This is a genomic window from Martelella sp. K41-7 (genome assembly GCF_055808365.1).
Map to the genome: position 1 here is coordinate 1860646 of NZ_CM147867.1, position 14580 is coordinate 1875225.

Here is a 14580-nt window from a genome sequence, read left to right on the forward strand (position 1 = left end):
ACGCCTATCCGCGTAACAGCCAGACAAGGCCGACACCGAGCGCTACGGCGATCAGGCCCGTGATCCGCAATGACCCTTCCGGAACCGTCGGCAACAGCTTCGCCATGGCCACCAGAAGCGAAGGGGCCAGCGCATAGACCAGCCCCTCGATGATCAGATAAAACGCAAATCCGATCAGGATATCCTGCAGCAGCATTAATCGTTTGCCTGCTGCTGAACCTCTTCCGCCGAAGCGCCGCCGGGCAGTGCCGGGCTAAGCGGCAGTGAACTGGCGCCGCTTGAACGGAAATACTCGAAGAACTCCGAATTCGGCGACAGAACCATGGTCGAGTTGTCCCCGAGCACGTCCCTGTAGGCGTTCATGGACCGGTAGAAGTAGAAGAACTCCGGATCCTTGCCGAAAGCTTCACCAAGAACACGGTTCCGCTCGGCATCCCCCTCACCGCGCAGCACCTGTGCATCACGGTCAGCAGCGGATTCGATTTCAACCACCTCACGGTCGGCCGCAGCACGCCGCACTTCGGCACGTTCCCGACCGCGCGCGCGTGTCGCCTCGGCCTCGGCCAGACGTTCGGAACGCATCCGCGCATAGGTCTCGTCAGAAACTTCCTGCGTCAGATCGGTTCTCCGGATGCGGACATCGACGATCGAGATGCCGAGCGCCTCTGCCGCAGGACGGAGCTGATCGCCCACTTCCTGCATCATGGCCGTCCGCTCCGTCGAAAGCGCAGCCTCGAAACCGCGCAGGCCATAAACCCGGCGCAATGCCGAATCAAGACGGGTGCGAAGCCGCGAAACGGCAGCCATGCGATCACCGGAGACAGATTCACGGAAACGCTGCGCGTCCGTGATCCTGTACACGACGAAAGCATCGACTTCGTAGAACTTGCCGCCAGAAACCTGGACACGAATGTCGTCGAGATCAAAACGGAGGTCCTGATTGGAGACGAACTGAACCTGATCGGCGCCCGCAAACGAGAACGGCAGTTTGAAATAAATGCCGGGGTCTGTCTTGACGGTGTAGATCTTGCCGAAACGGATCACCAAAGCCTGTTCACGCGGATTGACCACGAAAATCGAGGCGTAGATCAACAGTGCCAGAGCGACGATACCGCCGAGCAGAACAAATATGCGATTTGAAGACATTATTGGTTCGCTCCCTGGCTGCTCTGTGACGTTGTGGAGGTTGAGCCACCATTATTGGTGTTGGCAGCATTCGCCCTGGCGGCCGAATTGCGGTCGATCGCGTCAAGCGGAAGATATGGCACAACGCCCTCTCCATCCTCATCCATGATCACGTTATTCGACCTGGAGAAGACCTCCTGCATGGTCTCGAGATAAAGCCTTTTGCGGGTGATCTCAGGCACGGCCACATAGGTTTCGTAGATCGAGTTGAACCGATCCGCTTCACCCAATGCTTCCATCACGACGCGGTCCTTGTAAGCAGCAGCCGCTTCACGAATCTGCGCCGCCTCACCACGGGCCTGGCCCAGCGCCCTGTTGGCATACTGGTTGGCCTCTTCGAGGAAACGGTCCTCATCCTGCTCGGCACGCTGCACTTCATCAAAGGCGTCGGCCACTTCCGTTGGCGGCGCGGCATCCTCGATAGAAACAGCGGCAATCGTCAGCCCGGCGCCGTATTCATCCATCGTGGTTTGAATGATCTGCTTCACATCTTCAGAAATGCCCTCACGGTCATCACGAAAGACATCCTGAGCCGGCCTGCGGCTCACGACTTCGCGCATCGCGCTTTCGGCAACCTGCTGCAGCGTCTGGATCGGATTTTCGACGTTGAAAAGATAGGCCTGCGGGTCGGTCACGCTGTAGAGCACCGCAAACTGAACATCGACGATGTTCTGGTCGCCGGTCAGCATGATGCCCGTCCGTGTCGAATTCCGCGAGCCGATATTGAGCTGCTGTTCCGTGATGTTCGCCTTCTCGACGGTTTCCACCGGCCAGAACATGAAATGCAGGCCAGGCCCGGAAACATCGGCCTTTGGAACACCAAAGCGAAGCTCAACGCCCCGCTCTTCCGGCTGGATCGTATAAACGGACTGCATCACCCAGAAAGCAGCCAGCACGAGAATGACGATCATTACCAGACCAATGCTGAGGCCCCCGGGGAACATGCCCTTGAACTGGTTCTGCCCCTTGCGGAAGAAATCTTCGATATCCGGCGGACCGCCATTGCCGTTCCCGCCGTTGCCGCCACCACCCGGGCGCTTGGGGCCTTGACCCCACGGACCCTGATTGTCGCCGCCGCCACTGCCCCCTCCCCAGGGACCGCCGCCATTCTGATTGCTCCAGGGCATTCACACCTCTTCCAAAAGAAATTGTTCAAGGCCACGAAAAACTTACCGCAGCCACTCATTTACGCCTTTATCGTTTGTCCCGTTATAGGGACGCGGAAGGGCGCTTTCAACGCGATCAGTCAACTCAGTGCCGAAATCGCGGTAAATTCCTGTTCATCAGATCTTTCGAACATAGATCACATAGCGCGTCGGATAGTCGTCTTTCTCACCCGCCGGCACTGCTTCATTGCTCTCGATCTGCCAGATATCCGGATCGATATCCGGAAACACCGTGTCACCGCCCAGCTCTTTCTCCACATGGGTGATGTGGAGTTTCCCGGCATAGGGCATGGCCTGCCGGTAAATTTCACCACCGCCGATAATGCAGATCGCTCCAGAACCCGAGGACCGAGACTTCTCTTGCGCCACCTCAATTGCCTCATGCAAAACATTGATAACAATACAGTTATCAGCAACAAAATGTTGATTGCGCGTGACAATGATGTTGGTGCGGTTCGGCAATGGACGGCCGATCGATTCATAGGTCTTGCGGCCCATGATCACCGGCTTTCCGGTGGTGATCGCCTTGAAGCGCTTCAGATCGGATGACAATTTCCATGGCATGGCCCCTTCACTGCCGATCACGTTGTTTTCGGCAACGGCTGCGATCATCTCGATTTCAGGATCATTCATGACAAGCCCTCACACCGCGATCGGCGCCTTGATTGATGGCGCGGCTTCATAGCCCTCAAGCGAAAAATCCTCAAACCTGAACGCAAACAGGTCATCGACCGTCGGGTTGAGCTGCATGACCGGCAAGCGGCCCGGAATGCGGGAAAGCTGTTCGCGCGCTTGCTCGAAATGATTGGCATAAAGATGGGCGTCGCCCAGCGTATGCACGAAATCACCCGGCTTCAGTCCGGTCACCTGCGCGACCATCAGCGTTAGAAGTGCATAGGAGGCGATGTTGAAGGGCACGCCGAGAAAGATGTCGGCGGAGCGCTGGTAGAGCTGGCAGGACAGCTTGCCATCGGCAACATAGAACTGGAACAGGCAGTGACACGGCGGCAGCGCCATATTGTCAACCTCGGCCGGGTTCCAGGCGGTAACGATATGGCGGCGGCTATCCGGATTGTTGCGGATGCTGTCGACAAGCTTTTCGATCTGATCGATATGGCCGCCATCCGGCGTCGGCCAGGAGCGCCATTGCGCGCCGTAAACCGGCCCGAGGTCGCCATTCTCGTCGGCCCACTCATCCCAGATCGAAACCCCGTTTTCCTTCAGATAGGCAATATTGGTGTCGCCTTTCAGGAACCACAGCAGTTCGTGAATGATCGAGCGCAGATGCAATTTCTTGGTGGTCAGGACCGGAAAACCCTCGCTGAGATCATAGCGCATCTGATAGCCGAACACGGAGCGCGTGCCCGTGCCGGTCCTGTCGGCCCGGTCGGTACCGTTTTCGAGCACATGGCCCAGAAGGTCGAGATATTGCCGCATGATGCTCCCTCGTGCAGTCGGTTCTTCGTTCTATAGCCATGAAAGGCGTGTGGAAAAGGGCGAAGAGCTGCCTTTCCCCGGCTTTTGAACGACACCCCCCTTTGCAGAACCATTTGAAACACTTATATCAGTCGTGCCGGTTCTTCCGGCTATGGTGATAAACGGCAATGTAATAAGCTTATTGGACCCGGGGGCGGTACCCGGCGCCTCCACCACAAACAGGCGGCAAGGCCTGCTTGTGATGGGGGCGAAACAGGATCGACAAGAGTGTAAAGATTGACCTTTTGCCCGGCATGATACCACCGTTATCGGGTCATACGAGTAGTTGCAAATGACAACAAAGCTCAGGGTTATGCTGTAGCTGCCTAATGGCGGTTCCAGAAACCCAACTTAAGTCCTTGCGGTTAGCACCGTAAGGCGGGGTTCGGAGGCACCTGGCAACAGAAGCCTCCACCTGAATTTAAACAAAATCCCCTATAATGATTGCACTCAGGCATCAGGCGACTTAATTGGCTACAGTCAGTTCGCAATCAAATGGCCAAGGGCGGGAAAGACGTGATGGGGCAAGACCATATTCGCTACGACATTCTGGCACAGGACGCACTGCGCGGCATGGTACGTAAGGTTATCGCAGAGGTCGCAGCAACTGGGCATCTGCCCGGTGAACATCATTTCTTCATTACATTCCTGACCGGCGCGCCCGGTGTTCGTATTTCCCAGGCGCTGAAGGATAAGTACGCCCAGCAGATGACCATCGTCATCCAGCACCAGTACTGGGACCTGAAGGTAACCGACAGCCTTTTCGAAATCGGTCTTTCGTTCTCCGACGTTCCCGAGCGGCTTGTCATCCCCTTTAACGCTGTGGTCGGTTTCTACGATCCGTCGGTGAATTTCGAGCTTGAGTTCGATGTCGCGACGCTGGAACTCGAAGAAGAAAAGCCGGCGGAACCGCAGGCCGAGAACGGCGATGCTGGCGGATCCGGCAGCGAGGAAGACGGTGCCTCGGTCGTCTCTCTCGACGCTTTCCGCAAGAAGCACTGATCTGCGATGAGCGCTGAGATCGTCAATCTGCGATTGAACCGCAAACGCGCAGAACGGCAGAAGGCGGCGGAAAACGCCGCTGAAAACCGTGCGGTCCACGGACGCAGCAAGGGCGAAAAACAGCGCGACAGACTTGAACGCGCCAAATCGGAGCGGCTTTTCGAACAAGGCCGCATCGAGCGCATTGCCAGCAACAGCAAGCCCGGCGATGGCGAAGCCGAGGATCACAAGGATTGATCCGCAAGCGCTCCGTCAGCCTGCATGGCCACCGCACCAGCTTTTCCCTCGAGGATGCTTTCTTCAACGAAATCCGTGATCTTGCCCATCAACGCGGTGTCAGCCTCGCAGCTCTTTTGAGCGAAATCGACGACACCCGGTCTCAAGACGTGAACCTGTCATCGGCCGTCCGGCTCTTTGTGCTTGATGCGCTGAAGGCCCGCCTCACTACCTAGATCATCGCGCGGATCAAGCGCCCTACTCAGCCGCATCCCGCTGCTCGGGCTGGTCCGCCGGCGCATCCGGATTGCCGCCAGCCGACTGCCGGTCGAGATCAGGAAATGCGACGATGCGCATGCCGGAATGATCGGTGTGCAACACGATCAGCCCTTGCTCCTCGAACCAGTCCAGAAAACGCCGCGCGCGCCTTGCCGAATGCGTACCATAGGCGCGCGCAATCATCGCATCGGACGGGCAGGCGTCGCCGGCAATCGCCGCCTTGGCGAGCATCAGGAAAACCCCCTGCAGATCTTCGGTCACATGGTTGAGCATGGACAGTGTCATCTGCCATGATTCGCTTTCCACCATCGCGTCATCCGCACCGGAGCGGGCAATGGCGAGCCGTCGGCGGAAATCTGACATGGCGAGCGGCGCACCGGAAATCCGCTTCATCCGACCGCGCATCAGAAAATCCTGATAAAGCTCTGAATCTGAACGGAAAGCTGAGTCCGAAGCACTGGCAATTTCCGCCAGTGTCATCGCGATCCAGTCGTCCTTTTCCTCCTCCGACATTGCCGGCGCACGCGAACCGCGCACCGGCGCTTCCGGCGCCTCGGCATCGTCTGCGGATTTCGACAGAGCATCGATAATGTCGACGGTCGGGCGCGGACGCGGCGCCACGCGGCGCGGTGTCGTCGCCTGACGCGCCATGTCTTCCGGGTCCGGCGTAAAGATCAGGTCTTCGACATCTTCCGGCTTGTCCGGCAGCGGCATCAGCTTCGGGCTGGACGAGGCGCGCCGAGGTTTCCACCGGCCCGATCGTCACCTTCAGCGGACGCCGCGACATCGCCGGGCCGAGGGCGACGAAATTGCCGCGCTTCAGGTCGCGGAACTGTTCGGCCTGCCGGCGATCCATGCCGAGAAGATCGGCGGCGCGCGCCATGTCGATATCCAGGAATGTGCGACCCATGAGGAAGTTCGAGGCCTCTGCCGCAACATTCTTGGCCAATTTCGCCAGCCGCTGGGTGGCAATGACACCGGCAAGCCCGCGTTTTCGCCCGCGACACATCAGATTTGTCATCGCACCGAGCGAAAGCCGGCGAACCTCTTCGCTCACCTCGCCGCCCGCCGACGGCGCAAACATCTGCGCCTCGTCGACAACAGTCAAAACCGGATACCAGTGATCGCGGTCAGCATCGAACAGCGCATTGAGAAACACGGCGGCAGCGCGCATCTGGTCGTCAATCTCAAGCCCTTCCAGCGTCAATACGCAGGAAACCCGGTGCTGGCGGATGCGGTTGGCGATGCCGATCAGCTCACCTTCCGAGCGCTCGGCATCCACCACGATATGGCCGAATGCCTCTGACAGCGTGACAAAATCGCCTTCGGGATCAATCACAACCTGCTGCACCCATTTGGCAGACTGTTCCAGAAGACGGCGCAGCAGGTGGGATTTTCCCGAGCCCGAATTGCCCTGAACCAGAAGACGGGTTGCCAGCAACTCCTCGATATCGAGTGTGGCCACGTCACCCGTCGATGTCGTTCCCATATCGATATCGACCTGCACTTGCTGCCTTTGCCTTCTGTTGGTGTTGCGGCCCGTTTGTAGCAGGTCGGCAGGGGCCGCGCCGAGGGCATGCGGCGTTACCCACAGGTTTCCGTGGTCACGATCCGCAGTATATCGTCCGGCAGGCCGAACATCTGCGCGAACCCTGCCTGCCCTGCGCGCGTCAGCATCAACGCCCGCCCGCCGGGTGCAGGCCTGAGCCAATGGCGCGCGCAACAACGTTCAAGCATGGCAGCACCCAGCCAGCCGCCGAGGTGCGGGCGGCGCTCGCTCCAGTCGAGACAGGTCCGGCAAAGCGCCCGCCGGCTTTTCACGCCGTCGGCCAGCGAAACGCCGAAGTCTGCGAGGAAAGCCCGACCTTTGTCGGTGACCATCCCGGCATTGCCATCAAACACCAGTGCGCCGGACTGCACCAGTGAATCAGCCATACCGACCGCAATCGCGCCAGCCATGTGATCATAGCAGGTACGCGCGACCTTCAGTGCTTCGTCCTTCGGACCCGTGGGGCGATGGCGAACAGGACCGATTGCCGAAAGCAGGCTGAGATGTTCAAGCGTTTCGGCAACCTCTGCCGAAGCCAGCCGGAAATAGCGATGCCTGCCCTGCTTTTCGACGGCGACGAGCTGTCCGTCCACGAGCTTGGCAAGGTGGTTACTGGCCGTCTGCGGCGAGACACCAGCGCATTCGGCAAGTTCACCCGCCGTCAGCGCTTTGCCACCAAGCAGGGCGGACAGAATATTGGCGCGCGAAACATCGCCGATCAAAGCGGCGACAGCGGCAAGCGTATTTCCCGAAACCATATTTGTCATAGTGCTCAATCTACCACCGCCACGCGACGCCGTCAGCGACTGACACTTCGCTCGCGATCGAAACATTGCCAGCAGCACCCGGGCTATCTCCGTCGTCATCAACCAAAGGAACAGTCCATGACCGAGATCCCCAAAAACCAGGCCCTGCCCTCAAGCGCCGTGAACCTGGTGCGCCGGCTTGCAGGACTTTTCTTCAATTACTGGCCGAAACGCCGCAGACAACGACTGGAGCTTCTGGAGCTTACCGAGGAGCGGTTGAGGGATATCGGGATTGAGCCGCATCAGGTCAGGGAAGAAGCCAACCGTCCATTCTGGGACTAGCCGCCCGACCTCTTCAAAAACGCCTCGAAGGCCGCCAGTGTTTCGTCGGAGACGTGATGTTCGATGCCTTCCGCGTCGAGGTCGGCGGCCTCTGCGGGTACGCCGATGGCAAGCAGAAGGTCCAGCACAAGCTGGTGGCGAATGCGGGCCTTTTCGGCCATCGCCTCGCCCGCTTCAGTCAAAAACACACCGCGATAGGGCCGCGAAGTTGCCAGCCCCTCACGCTTCAGACGCGAAACGGCCTTGGCCGCCGTCGGATGCGCTATGCCCATCGCTCTGGCAATATCCACCAGCCGCGCCTCGCCATGTTCTGCTGTGAGGTCGGCGATCAGCTCAGTATAATCCTCAAGCAAGGCCGAGGCGCGCTCAGAACGAGCCTTCAGGAATCGGTCCGCATGGCTGCCCGGCCCTTCACCCATTTTCTTTCCTCCCTCACCTTAGATGCGATTGGCATCCGCCTTGACCGGATATTAAGCGAGACCCGCGGGCCGATAAAACCGATTGCATTTTGAAGCCGACGCTAAACAGTGTCACACAAATTACTTGGAACCCGAACGTCAAGCAAGGCATTCGATACATAACGCCAATTGACAAAAATGTAGCCTTGGCTATATCTACATCTTTTCAATCAAATATGATGCACTTAAGATATGTCACACCCCGATCCCAGACGGCCCTCACTGAGTGATCGCACCAATACGGCCATCGAGCAGGCCATGGCTTCCGGCCGCATCAAGCCGCGTTCGGCGCTGCTTTTTGTCGGTCCCGCGGTGATCGCCTCAATCGCCTATGTTGATCCCGGCAATTACGCGACCAACATTCAGGCTGGCGCCGGTTATGGCTACACGCTGTTGTGGGTAGTTCTGTTTGCCAATCTGATCGCCATGCTGTTTCAGGCGCTTTCGGCCAAGCTTGGCATCGTCACCGGCCGGAACCTGGCGGAAGTCTGCCGCGATGAATTTTCCAAACCGGTGGTGATCCTGATGTGGATCGTCAGCGAAATCGCGGCAATGGCAACCGACCTCGCAGAGTTTCTGGGCGGCGCCATTGGCCTGGCATTGCTATTCGAAATGCCGCTGATGGCGGGCATGGGGGTCACGGCCATCGTCACTTACGCCATCTTGTTGTTCGAGCGCCGCGGCTTCCGGCCGATGGAGCTGATCATCGGCAGCCTGATCGGCGTCATCAGCCTGTGCTATATTGTCGAGCTATTCATTGCACCGATTACCTGGGGGGACGCTGCTTTCCATCTGGTCCGGCCCGACATCCCCGATGCCGCCGCGCTCGCAATTGCCGTCGGCATTATCGGTGCCACTGTCATGCCACACGCCGTTTTCCTGCATTCCGGCCTCACCCAGCACCGCGTCAAGGTCGGTAACGAGGCCGACCGCCGCCGTATACTGCGCTTCTCCAATACCGAGGTGGTGGTGGCGCTTGCCGTTGCCGGCGTGGTCAACATGGCGATGGTAATGATGGCGGCAAGCGCCTTTCACAAGGGCCACAGCGAGGTCGCGGAGATTGAGAGCGCCTATCACATGCTTACCCCGCTTTTAGGCGGCGCGGCTGCCGGCGCCTTCCTGATCTCGCTGATTGCCTCGGGCATTTCAAGCTCGGTCGTCGGCACCATGGCCGGGCAGATGATCATGCAGGGCTTTGTCGGCTTTCGCATCCCGATATGGCTTCGCCGGCTGATCACCATGGCCCCCGCCTTTGTTGTCGTCGCGCTCGGCGTGAATGCGACGCAAGCGCTTGTGGTCAGCCAGATCATCCTGTCGATTGCGCTGCCCGTGCCGATGATTTCGCTGGTGATCTTCACCCGCAGCCGCGCGATCATGGGGGAATATGCCAATGGTCGACTGATCGGTACACTGGCGATCCTCGGCTCGCTTTCCGTTCTGACGCTCAATCTTGTGCTGCTGCTGCAAACCTTTGGCGTGCCAATCCCCGGCCTTGCTCCGGGTTAAGGCGCATCGCTGCCGGCCACGGAAAGGCCGAAACCCTGCATCAGGCGTGTGATCTCGGGACGCAAAGTACGGCCTGTGAAAATCGCCACATCGCGATCTCGTCTCACCGATAGCGGTCGAAGGCCGCTCTCCCAGAACCCGTCTGGCCTGCATGGCAATCGCCTCAGCCGGGTTCAACCAATCCACCGGCCAGGGCGCAAGCTTGCGAAACCGGTTGGCGAGAAACGGATAATGGGTGCAGGCCAGCACCACAATATCGGTGCGCCGCCCGTCTTCCTCAACAAAGCACGGCGCGATCTCCGCCCACAAGGCCGCGTCCGACACCGCGCCGCCGCTGATATAAGTCTCGGCGAGCGCGGCAAGATATTTCGAGCCCACCAGCCGGGCATGGCAATGGCTGGCAAAACTGTCGATCAGCGCGCGCGTATAGTCCCGCTTCACCGTGGCCGGTGTCGCCAGAACCGAAATCAGTCCGGAAGCAGTGCGCTCGGCCGCCGGTTTGATCGCCGGGACAGTGCCGACGAAATCGGTGTCGGTGAAGCGCTCCCGCAATGCAGCGCCGGCCAGTGTGAATGCCGTGTTGCAAGCAATGATGACACAGGCCGGGCGGATTTCCTCCAGCAGGCGCTCGAACAGCGCCAGCATATGCGCGAGCAGCGCCCCTTCCGGCCAGTCGCCATAAGGAAAGGCCGCATTGTCGGCAACATAAACGAAGCGCCGGTCCGGCATCAGCATGCGGGCCTCACGCAGCACGGTCAGCCCGCCAATCCCTGAATCGAAAATCAGAACCGGACCATCGACCGCCTCAGCCATCACTGCCCTCACCGCCGCGCGGGTGCTTGCGGCTATAGCGGTCGAGCGAGGAAATCACACCGCGCAACAGATGGATTTCCTGCATGCTCAGGGCGCGACGGGTAAACACCGAACGCAGATTTTCGATCATGCGCGGTTTCTTGGGCGCGGGGCGGAAATAGCCACGATCATCCAGCGCCTCTTCCAGATGGTCGAAGAACCCGAAAAGATCCTGCTTGGTCGCCGGCGTCTGCTCGACCGGCTGGAAGGGTGTCTTGCTCTCATCCTCCATACCGGATTTCATCCACTCATAGGACATCAGCAACACCGCCTGGGCGATGTTCAAAGAGGCAAAGGCCGGGTTGACCGGAAAGGTCACGATCTCATCGGCCATGCCGACTTCGTCATTGTTCAGCCCCCAGCGCTCGCGGCCAAACAATATGCCAGTTCGTTCGCCGCCGCGATAGCGGGTGCGCAGGGTTTGGGCCGCCACACTCGGTCCCCGCACCGGTTTGAAGCCGTCGCGGCTGCGCGCCGTGGTGGCGTAGACGAAGTTGAGATCGGCAATCGCATCGGCAAGCGTATCGTGCACCGTGGCTCCGTCGATCACATGATCAGCCTTGGAGGCAGCCGCGCGGGCTGTGTCGCTTGGCCAGCCATCACGCGGATCGACAAGGCGCAGTTCCGCGAGACCGAAATTCGCCATGGCACGTGCCACCATGCCGATATTCTCGCCAAGCTGCGGGTTTACCAGAATGATCACCGGCCCTTCGGTGATGAGCGGAAGCTCGCTGTTCGTGCCTGCCATGGCATCCTTCTTCAATTCATTCAGTCGATGCGGCTTATCGCTCCAAGGGCCGGCGAATGCAAGAAAAAGGCAAAGACTTCAGTCCCCGTCTCAGTCCGGCAATGTCATATGGCCGTTCTCATCGAGCGGCGAAAACGGGTTATAGGCAATTTCCCACAAATGCCCCTCGGGATCGGCAAAATAGCCGCTGTATCCGCCCCAGAACACCGCCTCACCCGGCTTTACCACGGTTGCGCCGCAGCGCTCGGCAAAGGCTATCGTTTCATCGACAGCGGCTTCGGACGAGACGTTGTAGGCAAGTGCGACACCGGAAAATGCCGGCCTTTCTTCCGGTACGCCGGAAAGCCCGGCATCCTCGGCGAGCGCCTTGCGGCCGAAAAGCCCAAGCACAATGCCGTCTAGGCTGAAGAAACTCACCCCGTCCTGAGATGCCGATGACCGTTTCCAGCCAAGTTTCTCATAAAAGCCCGTCGCCGCTGCCAGATCATCCACACCAAGCGTGATCATGCTGATCCTGCGTTCAAGCGCCATCAAAGTCTCCTTCAAGCGGATTTTGTTCTTTATATGTTCTCACACAATCTCGGCAATTTCCAGCATTATCCGGCCAGCCATGACGCCCCCACGCCCGGCAAACGCCAAAAACCAGCATCCTGGCATGCGGTACCAGGATACCTTATTTTCAAATCATTGAAAAACAACGATAATTCTTGTAATACGCTATATATTAACGCTTGACCTTCCGCAAACCTCTCTCTATACAACCGCCAGCATATGCGCTCGTCGTCTATGTCCCGCTTGGGATACCCCAAGCAAAGCAACAAAAAACGTCCGGCCTTCGGGGTCGGAATCAAATCGAGAGTATCAGAAAATGGTTACCTTCTCCCAGAAGCCTGAAGAGGTGGAAAAGAAGTGGATCGTGATTGATGCCGAAGGTCTCGTCCTCGGCCGTCTCGCTTCGCTCGTTGCCATGCGCCTGCGCGGCAAGCACAAAGCCACCTTCACCCCGCATGTTGACGATGGCGACAACGTCGTCGTCATCAATGCTGAAAAGGTCGCGATGACCGGCAAGAAGTACAACGACAAGATGTACTACTGGCACACCGGTTACCCCGGCGGCATCAAGGAGCGCAATGCGCGTCAGATCATCGAAGGCCGCTTCCCCGAGCGCGTCATCGAAAAGGCTGTCGAACGCATGGTTCCGCGCGGCCCGCTTGGTCGTCGCCAGATGAAGAACCTGCGCGTTTACGCCGGCACCAATCACCCGCATGAAGCCCAGCAGCCCGAAGTTCTCGACGTTGCCAAGCTCAACAAGAAGAATGTAAGGAGCGCTTAATGGCTGACCTGTCCGATCTGAAGACGCTGGGCGATGTCGCCACGGCCTCCGAAGCCCCCGCAGCCCCCGTTCACGTCCGTAAGGTTGATGATCTCGGCCGCGCTTATGCCACCGGTAAGCGTAAGGACGCTGTCGCCCGTGTATGGGTAAAGGCCGGCTCCGGCAAGATCACTGTCAACGGCAAGGATTTTTCCGAATATTTTGGTCGTCCGGTCCTGCAGATGGTCCTGCAGCAGCCGATCGTTGCCGCTGCCCGTGGCGGTCAGTTCGATATCGTTGCCACTGTTGCCGGCGGCGGTCTTTCCGGCCAGGCCGGTGCTGTTCGTCATGGCATCTCCAAGGCGCTGACCTATTTCGAACCGGAACTGCGTGGCGTGCTGAAGAAGGGTGGTTTCCTCACCCGTGACAGCCGTGTCGTTGAACGTAAAAAGTACGGCCGTGCGAAAGCCCGCCGCTCGTTCCAGTTCTCCAAGCGCTGATTTCAAAAGCTGCTTTTGTTTACGAAAAGGGCCGCAAACGCGGCCCTTTTTGCTTGATGGATAAGCGGTTATATCCCGCCTTTACGCTCCAGCACATCGAGCGTGACCTGAGCGGTCCGCAAACCGGGCGCAACCTCCGTGCGCATCTTCTGCCAGACGTCATCAAAGCCCTCGAGCATGATCGCGCGCTGTGGCGTGTCGCGGGTCAAAAGCTCCATCCAGCGGGACAGAGCCCCGGCCCGCATCGAGTCATTCATATATTCCGGCACCAACGGCCGATCGGCAATCAGGTTCGGCAGCGCCGCCGACCAGATGGTGATCTTGTGCAGCATGAACCGGCCGATGAAGTCTGCCTTATAGGCCGAAATCACCGGAATGCCGGAAAGCGCCAGCTCCAGAATCACCGTTCCCGAGGCCGCCACAGCGGCATGCGCCTCGCCGAAGGCCTTCCACTTTTCATCATCGTTGACGACGACTTCAGGCTTCACAGGCCAACCGGCAATCGCAGCCCGCACCAACTGCTCTCGGCGGCCCACTGTCGGCATCACAAAACGTGGCATCGCATTGCGCTCAGCATAAATCCGGGCAACATCTTTAAACACCGGCGCCAGGCTGTTGATTTCTCCGGCGCGCGAACCGGGGAGAAGAAGGATGGTCGGAGGCTCGCCCTCGGGCGGCAACGCCGTGTGTTGCCGCGCTGCGACAACGCCCGGCACTTCGCTGAGCCGATGGCCGACAAAGGTGGTCTCCGGACCGCCCAACCGCTTCATCGCCTCAGGCTCGAACGGCAGCACCGCCAGCACATGATCGACATAGGCCAGCATGTCGCGCGCGCGGTGCTCTTTCCACGCCCAGACACTGGGGCAGACATAATTGACCACCGGAAGGTCCGGCAGCTCTTTTCTGACACGCTTTGCAACCCTGTGGGTAAAATCCGGGCTGTCGATGATCACCAGAATATCCGGCCGCGCCGCGATCAGCGCATCGGCTGTCTGACGAATGCGCCGGATCAGCAGGGGAAGCTTGGCAATGACCTGGGTAAACCCCATGATCGACAGTTCAGAGTAATCAAACAGCGATACGAGCCCCTCGGCGCCAAGCGCATCACCGCCAACACCGACAAGCTCAACCGGGCCTGCATGAAGTGTCTTCAGCGCGGCGATCAGATCACCGCCAAGCAAATCGCCGGAGACCTCACCTGCGATCACGCCGACTTTCAGTGTTTTCGACACGGCTTCACTCC

The 14580-nt window shown here is 59.1% G+C and carries 17 protein-coding genes, 1 other RNA gene and 2 pseudogenes; 8 read left to right on the plus strand and 12 right to left on the minus strand.

Going from position 1 to position 14580, the window contains the following annotated elements; all coding sequences use genetic code 11:
* Window positions 1–4: 4 nt before the first annotated feature.
* The 5 genes from AC0L7L_RS08805 to AC0L7L_RS08825 all read right to left on the minus strand — a co-directional run bounded on the left by AC0L7L_RS08805 (window position 5) and on the right by AC0L7L_RS08825 (window position 3788).
* Window positions 5–190: a DUF2065 domain-containing protein gene (locus AC0L7L_RS08805; protein WP_473513842.1), complete on the minus strand. Its 186-nt coding sequence runs from the start codon at window positions 188–190 to the stop codon at window positions 5–7.
* A 5-nt stretch (window positions 191–195) separates the two neighbouring features.
* Window positions 196–1146, minus strand: a complete 951-nt coding sequence (gene hflC / locus AC0L7L_RS08810; RefSeq protein WP_272211473.1) for a protease modulator HflC — start codon at window positions 1144–1146, stop codon at window positions 196–198.
* Window positions 1146–2312: an FtsH protease activity modulator HflK gene (gene hflK, locus AC0L7L_RS08815; RefSeq protein WP_473513429.1), complete on the minus strand. Its 1167-nt coding sequence runs from the start codon at window positions 2310–2312 to the stop codon at window positions 1146–1148. The genes hflC and hflK overlap by 1 nt, the downstream gene beginning before the upstream one ends.
* A gap of 156 nt (window positions 2313–2468) precedes the next feature.
* Window positions 2469–2984, minus strand: a complete 516-nt coding sequence (locus tag AC0L7L_RS08820) for a dihydrofolate reductase (RefSeq protein ID WP_272211476.1) — start codon at window positions 2982–2984, stop codon at window positions 2469–2471.
* Window positions 2985–2993: 9 nt separating this feature from the next.
* On the minus strand, window positions 2994–3788 hold the full coding sequence (locus AC0L7L_RS08825; protein WP_272211477.1) for a thymidylate synthase: 795 nt from the start codon (window positions 3786–3788) through the stop codon (window positions 2994–2996).
* A gap of 96 nt (window positions 3789–3884) precedes the next feature.
* Here AC0L7L_RS08825 and ssrA point away from each other — a divergent pair.
* The 4 genes from ssrA (at window position 3885) to AC0L7L_RS08845 (ending at window position 5281) form a co-directional block, all read left to right on the plus strand.
* Window positions 3885–4243: a transfer-messenger RNA gene (gene ssrA, locus AC0L7L_RS08830) on the plus strand.
* A 103-nt stretch (window positions 4244–4346) separates the two neighbouring features.
* Entirely contained in the window at window positions 4347–4829 is a 483-nt protein-coding gene (locus tag AC0L7L_RS08835) for an SspB family protein (RefSeq protein WP_272211478.1), read from the plus strand.
* Window positions 4830–4835: 6 nt separating this feature from the next.
* Window positions 4836–5066: a DUF4169 family protein gene (locus AC0L7L_RS08840; RefSeq protein WP_272211479.1), complete on the plus strand. Its 231-nt coding sequence runs from the start codon at window positions 4836–4838 to the stop codon at window positions 5064–5066.
* Window positions 5063–5281 carry a ribbon-helix-helix domain-containing protein gene (locus tag AC0L7L_RS08845; protein WP_272211480.1) on the plus strand — a complete coding sequence of 73 codons (219 nt, stop codon included), beginning with the start codon at window positions 5063–5065 and terminating at the stop codon, window positions 5279–5281. Before AC0L7L_RS08840 ends, AC0L7L_RS08845 begins: the two co-directional genes overlap by 4 nt.
* 22 nt (window positions 5282–5303) lie before the next feature.
* Here the strand turns inward: AC0L7L_RS08845 and AC0L7L_RS08850 are convergent.
* Together AC0L7L_RS08850 and AC0L7L_RS08855 are read right to left on the minus strand one after the other, a co-directional pair.
* Window positions 5304–6831: pseudogene (locus AC0L7L_RS08850) on the minus strand (helicase HerA domain-containing protein).
* 77 nt (window positions 6832–6908) lie between these two features.
* Window positions 6909–7640: an ArsR/SmtB family transcription factor gene (locus tag AC0L7L_RS08855; protein ID WP_272214174.1), complete on the minus strand. Its 732-nt coding sequence runs from the start codon at window positions 7638–7640 to the stop codon at window positions 6909–6911.
* Between the two features lie 117 nt (window positions 7641–7757).
* On the opposite strand from AC0L7L_RS08855, the gene AC0L7L_RS08860 reads away from it, so the two are divergent.
* Window positions 7758–7961: a YjiS-like domain-containing protein gene (locus tag AC0L7L_RS08860; protein ID WP_272211483.1), complete on the plus strand. Its 204-nt coding sequence runs from the start codon at window positions 7758–7760 to the stop codon at window positions 7959–7961.
* On the opposite strand, the gene mntR is transcribed toward AC0L7L_RS08860, so the two are convergent.
* Complete coding sequence (gene mntR, locus AC0L7L_RS08865; RefSeq protein ID WP_272211484.1) at window positions 7958–8380, minus strand: manganese-binding transcriptional regulator MntR; 423 nt, start codon at window positions 8378–8380, stop codon at window positions 7958–7960. The genes AC0L7L_RS08860 and mntR overlap by 4 nt on opposite strands.
* 231 nt (window positions 8381–8611) lie before the next feature.
* On the opposite strand from mntR, the gene AC0L7L_RS08870 reads away from it, so the two are divergent.
* Window positions 8612–9925 carry an Nramp family divalent metal transporter gene (locus AC0L7L_RS08870; protein ID WP_473513433.1) on the plus strand — a complete coding sequence of 438 codons (1314 nt, stop codon included), beginning with the start codon at window positions 8612–8614 and terminating at the stop codon, window positions 9923–9925.
* Here the strand turns inward: AC0L7L_RS08870 and murI are convergent.
* The 3 genes and pseudogenes from murI to AC0L7L_RS08885 all read right to left on the minus strand — a co-directional run bounded on the left by murI (window position 9922) and on the right by AC0L7L_RS08885 (window position 12056).
* A pseudogene (gene murI / locus AC0L7L_RS08875) lies at window positions 9922–10738 on the minus strand (glutamate racemase). The gene AC0L7L_RS08870 and the pseudogene murI sit on opposite strands and share 4 nt — an antisense overlap.
* Window positions 10731–11525, minus strand: a complete 795-nt coding sequence (locus AC0L7L_RS08880) for an RNA methyltransferase (protein ID WP_272211486.1) — start codon at window positions 11523–11525, stop codon at window positions 10731–10733. The pseudogene murI and the gene AC0L7L_RS08880 overlap by 8 nt, the downstream one beginning before the upstream one ends.
* 90 nt (window positions 11526–11615) lie before the next feature.
* A complete protein-coding gene (locus AC0L7L_RS08885; RefSeq protein WP_272211487.1) occupies window positions 11616–12056 on the minus strand; it encodes a VOC family protein in 441 nt (146 codons plus the stop codon).
* Window positions 12057–12393: 337 nt separating this feature from the next.
* Here AC0L7L_RS08885 and rplM point away from each other — a divergent pair, with 337 nt between their 5' ends.
* Window positions 12394–12858 (plus strand): 50S ribosomal protein L13, encoded by a 465-nt coding sequence (gene rplM, locus AC0L7L_RS08890; protein ID WP_272211488.1) that lies wholly within the window; start codon window positions 12394–12396, stop codon window positions 12856–12858.
* A complete protein-coding gene (rpsI, locus tag AC0L7L_RS08895; protein ID WP_473513436.1) occupies window positions 12858–13337 on the plus strand; it encodes a 30S ribosomal protein S9 in 480 nt (159 codons plus the stop codon). Before rplM ends, rpsI begins: the two co-directional genes overlap by 1 nt.
* A gap of 68 nt (window positions 13338–13405) precedes the next feature.
* Here the strand turns inward: rpsI and lpxB are convergent, their stop codons facing one another.
* Window positions 13406–14569 (minus strand): lipid-A-disaccharide synthase, encoded by a 1164-nt coding sequence (gene lpxB, locus AC0L7L_RS08900; RefSeq protein ID WP_473513438.1) that lies wholly within the window; start codon window positions 14567–14569, stop codon window positions 13406–13408.
* Between the last annotated feature and the right edge of the window lie 11 nt (window positions 14570–14580).

Coding starts and splice junctions, on each gene's coding strand:
- AC0L7L_RS08840 (WP_272211479.1), top strand. CDS start 4,836: ATGAGCGCTGAGATCGTCAATCTGCGATTGAACCGCAAACGCGCAGAA.
- hflC (WP_272211473.1), bottom strand. CDS start 1,146: ATGTCTTCAAATCGCATATTTGTTCTGCTCGGCGGTATCGTCGCTCTG.
- AC0L7L_RS08825 (WP_272211477.1), bottom strand. CDS start 3,788: ATGCGGCAATATCTCGACCTTCTGGGCCATGTGCTCGAAAACGGTACC.
- AC0L7L_RS08820 (WP_272211476.1), bottom strand. CDS start 2,984: ATGAATGATCCTGAAATCGAGATGATCGCAGCCGTTGCCGAAAACAAC.
- AC0L7L_RS08860 (WP_272211483.1), top strand. CDS start 7,758: ATGACCGAGATCCCCAAAAACCAGGCCCTGCCCTCAAGCGCCGTGAAC.
- mntR (WP_272211484.1), bottom strand. CDS start 8,380: ATGGGTGAAGGGCCGGGCAGCCATGCGGACCGATTCCTGAAGGCTCGT.
- rpsI (WP_473513436.1), top strand. CDS start 12,858: ATGGCTGACCTGTCCGATCTGAAGACGCTGGGCGATGTCGCCACGGCC.
- AC0L7L_RS08855 (WP_272214174.1), bottom strand. CDS start 7,640: ATGACAAATATGGTTTCGGGAAATACGCTTGCCGCTGTCGCCGCTTTG.
- AC0L7L_RS08835 (WP_272211478.1), top strand. CDS start 4,347: ATGGGGCAAGACCATATTCGCTACGACATTCTGGCACAGGACGCACTG.
- rplM (WP_272211488.1), top strand. CDS start 12,394: ATGGTTACCTTCTCCCAGAAGCCTGAAGAGGTGGAAAAGAAGTGGATC.
- AC0L7L_RS08885 (WP_272211487.1), bottom strand. CDS start 12,056: ATGGCGCTTGAACGCAGGATCAGCATGATCACGCTTGGTGTGGATGAT.
- AC0L7L_RS08880 (WP_272211486.1), bottom strand. CDS start 11,525: ATGGCAGGCACGAACAGCGAGCTTCCGCTCATCACCGAAGGGCCGGTG.
- hflK (WP_473513429.1), bottom strand. CDS start 2,312: ATGCCCTGGAGCAATCAGAATGGCGGCGGTCCCTGGGGAGGGGGCAGT.
- AC0L7L_RS08870 (WP_473513433.1), top strand. CDS start 8,612: ATGTCACACCCCGATCCCAGACGGCCCTCACTGAGTGATCGCACCAAT.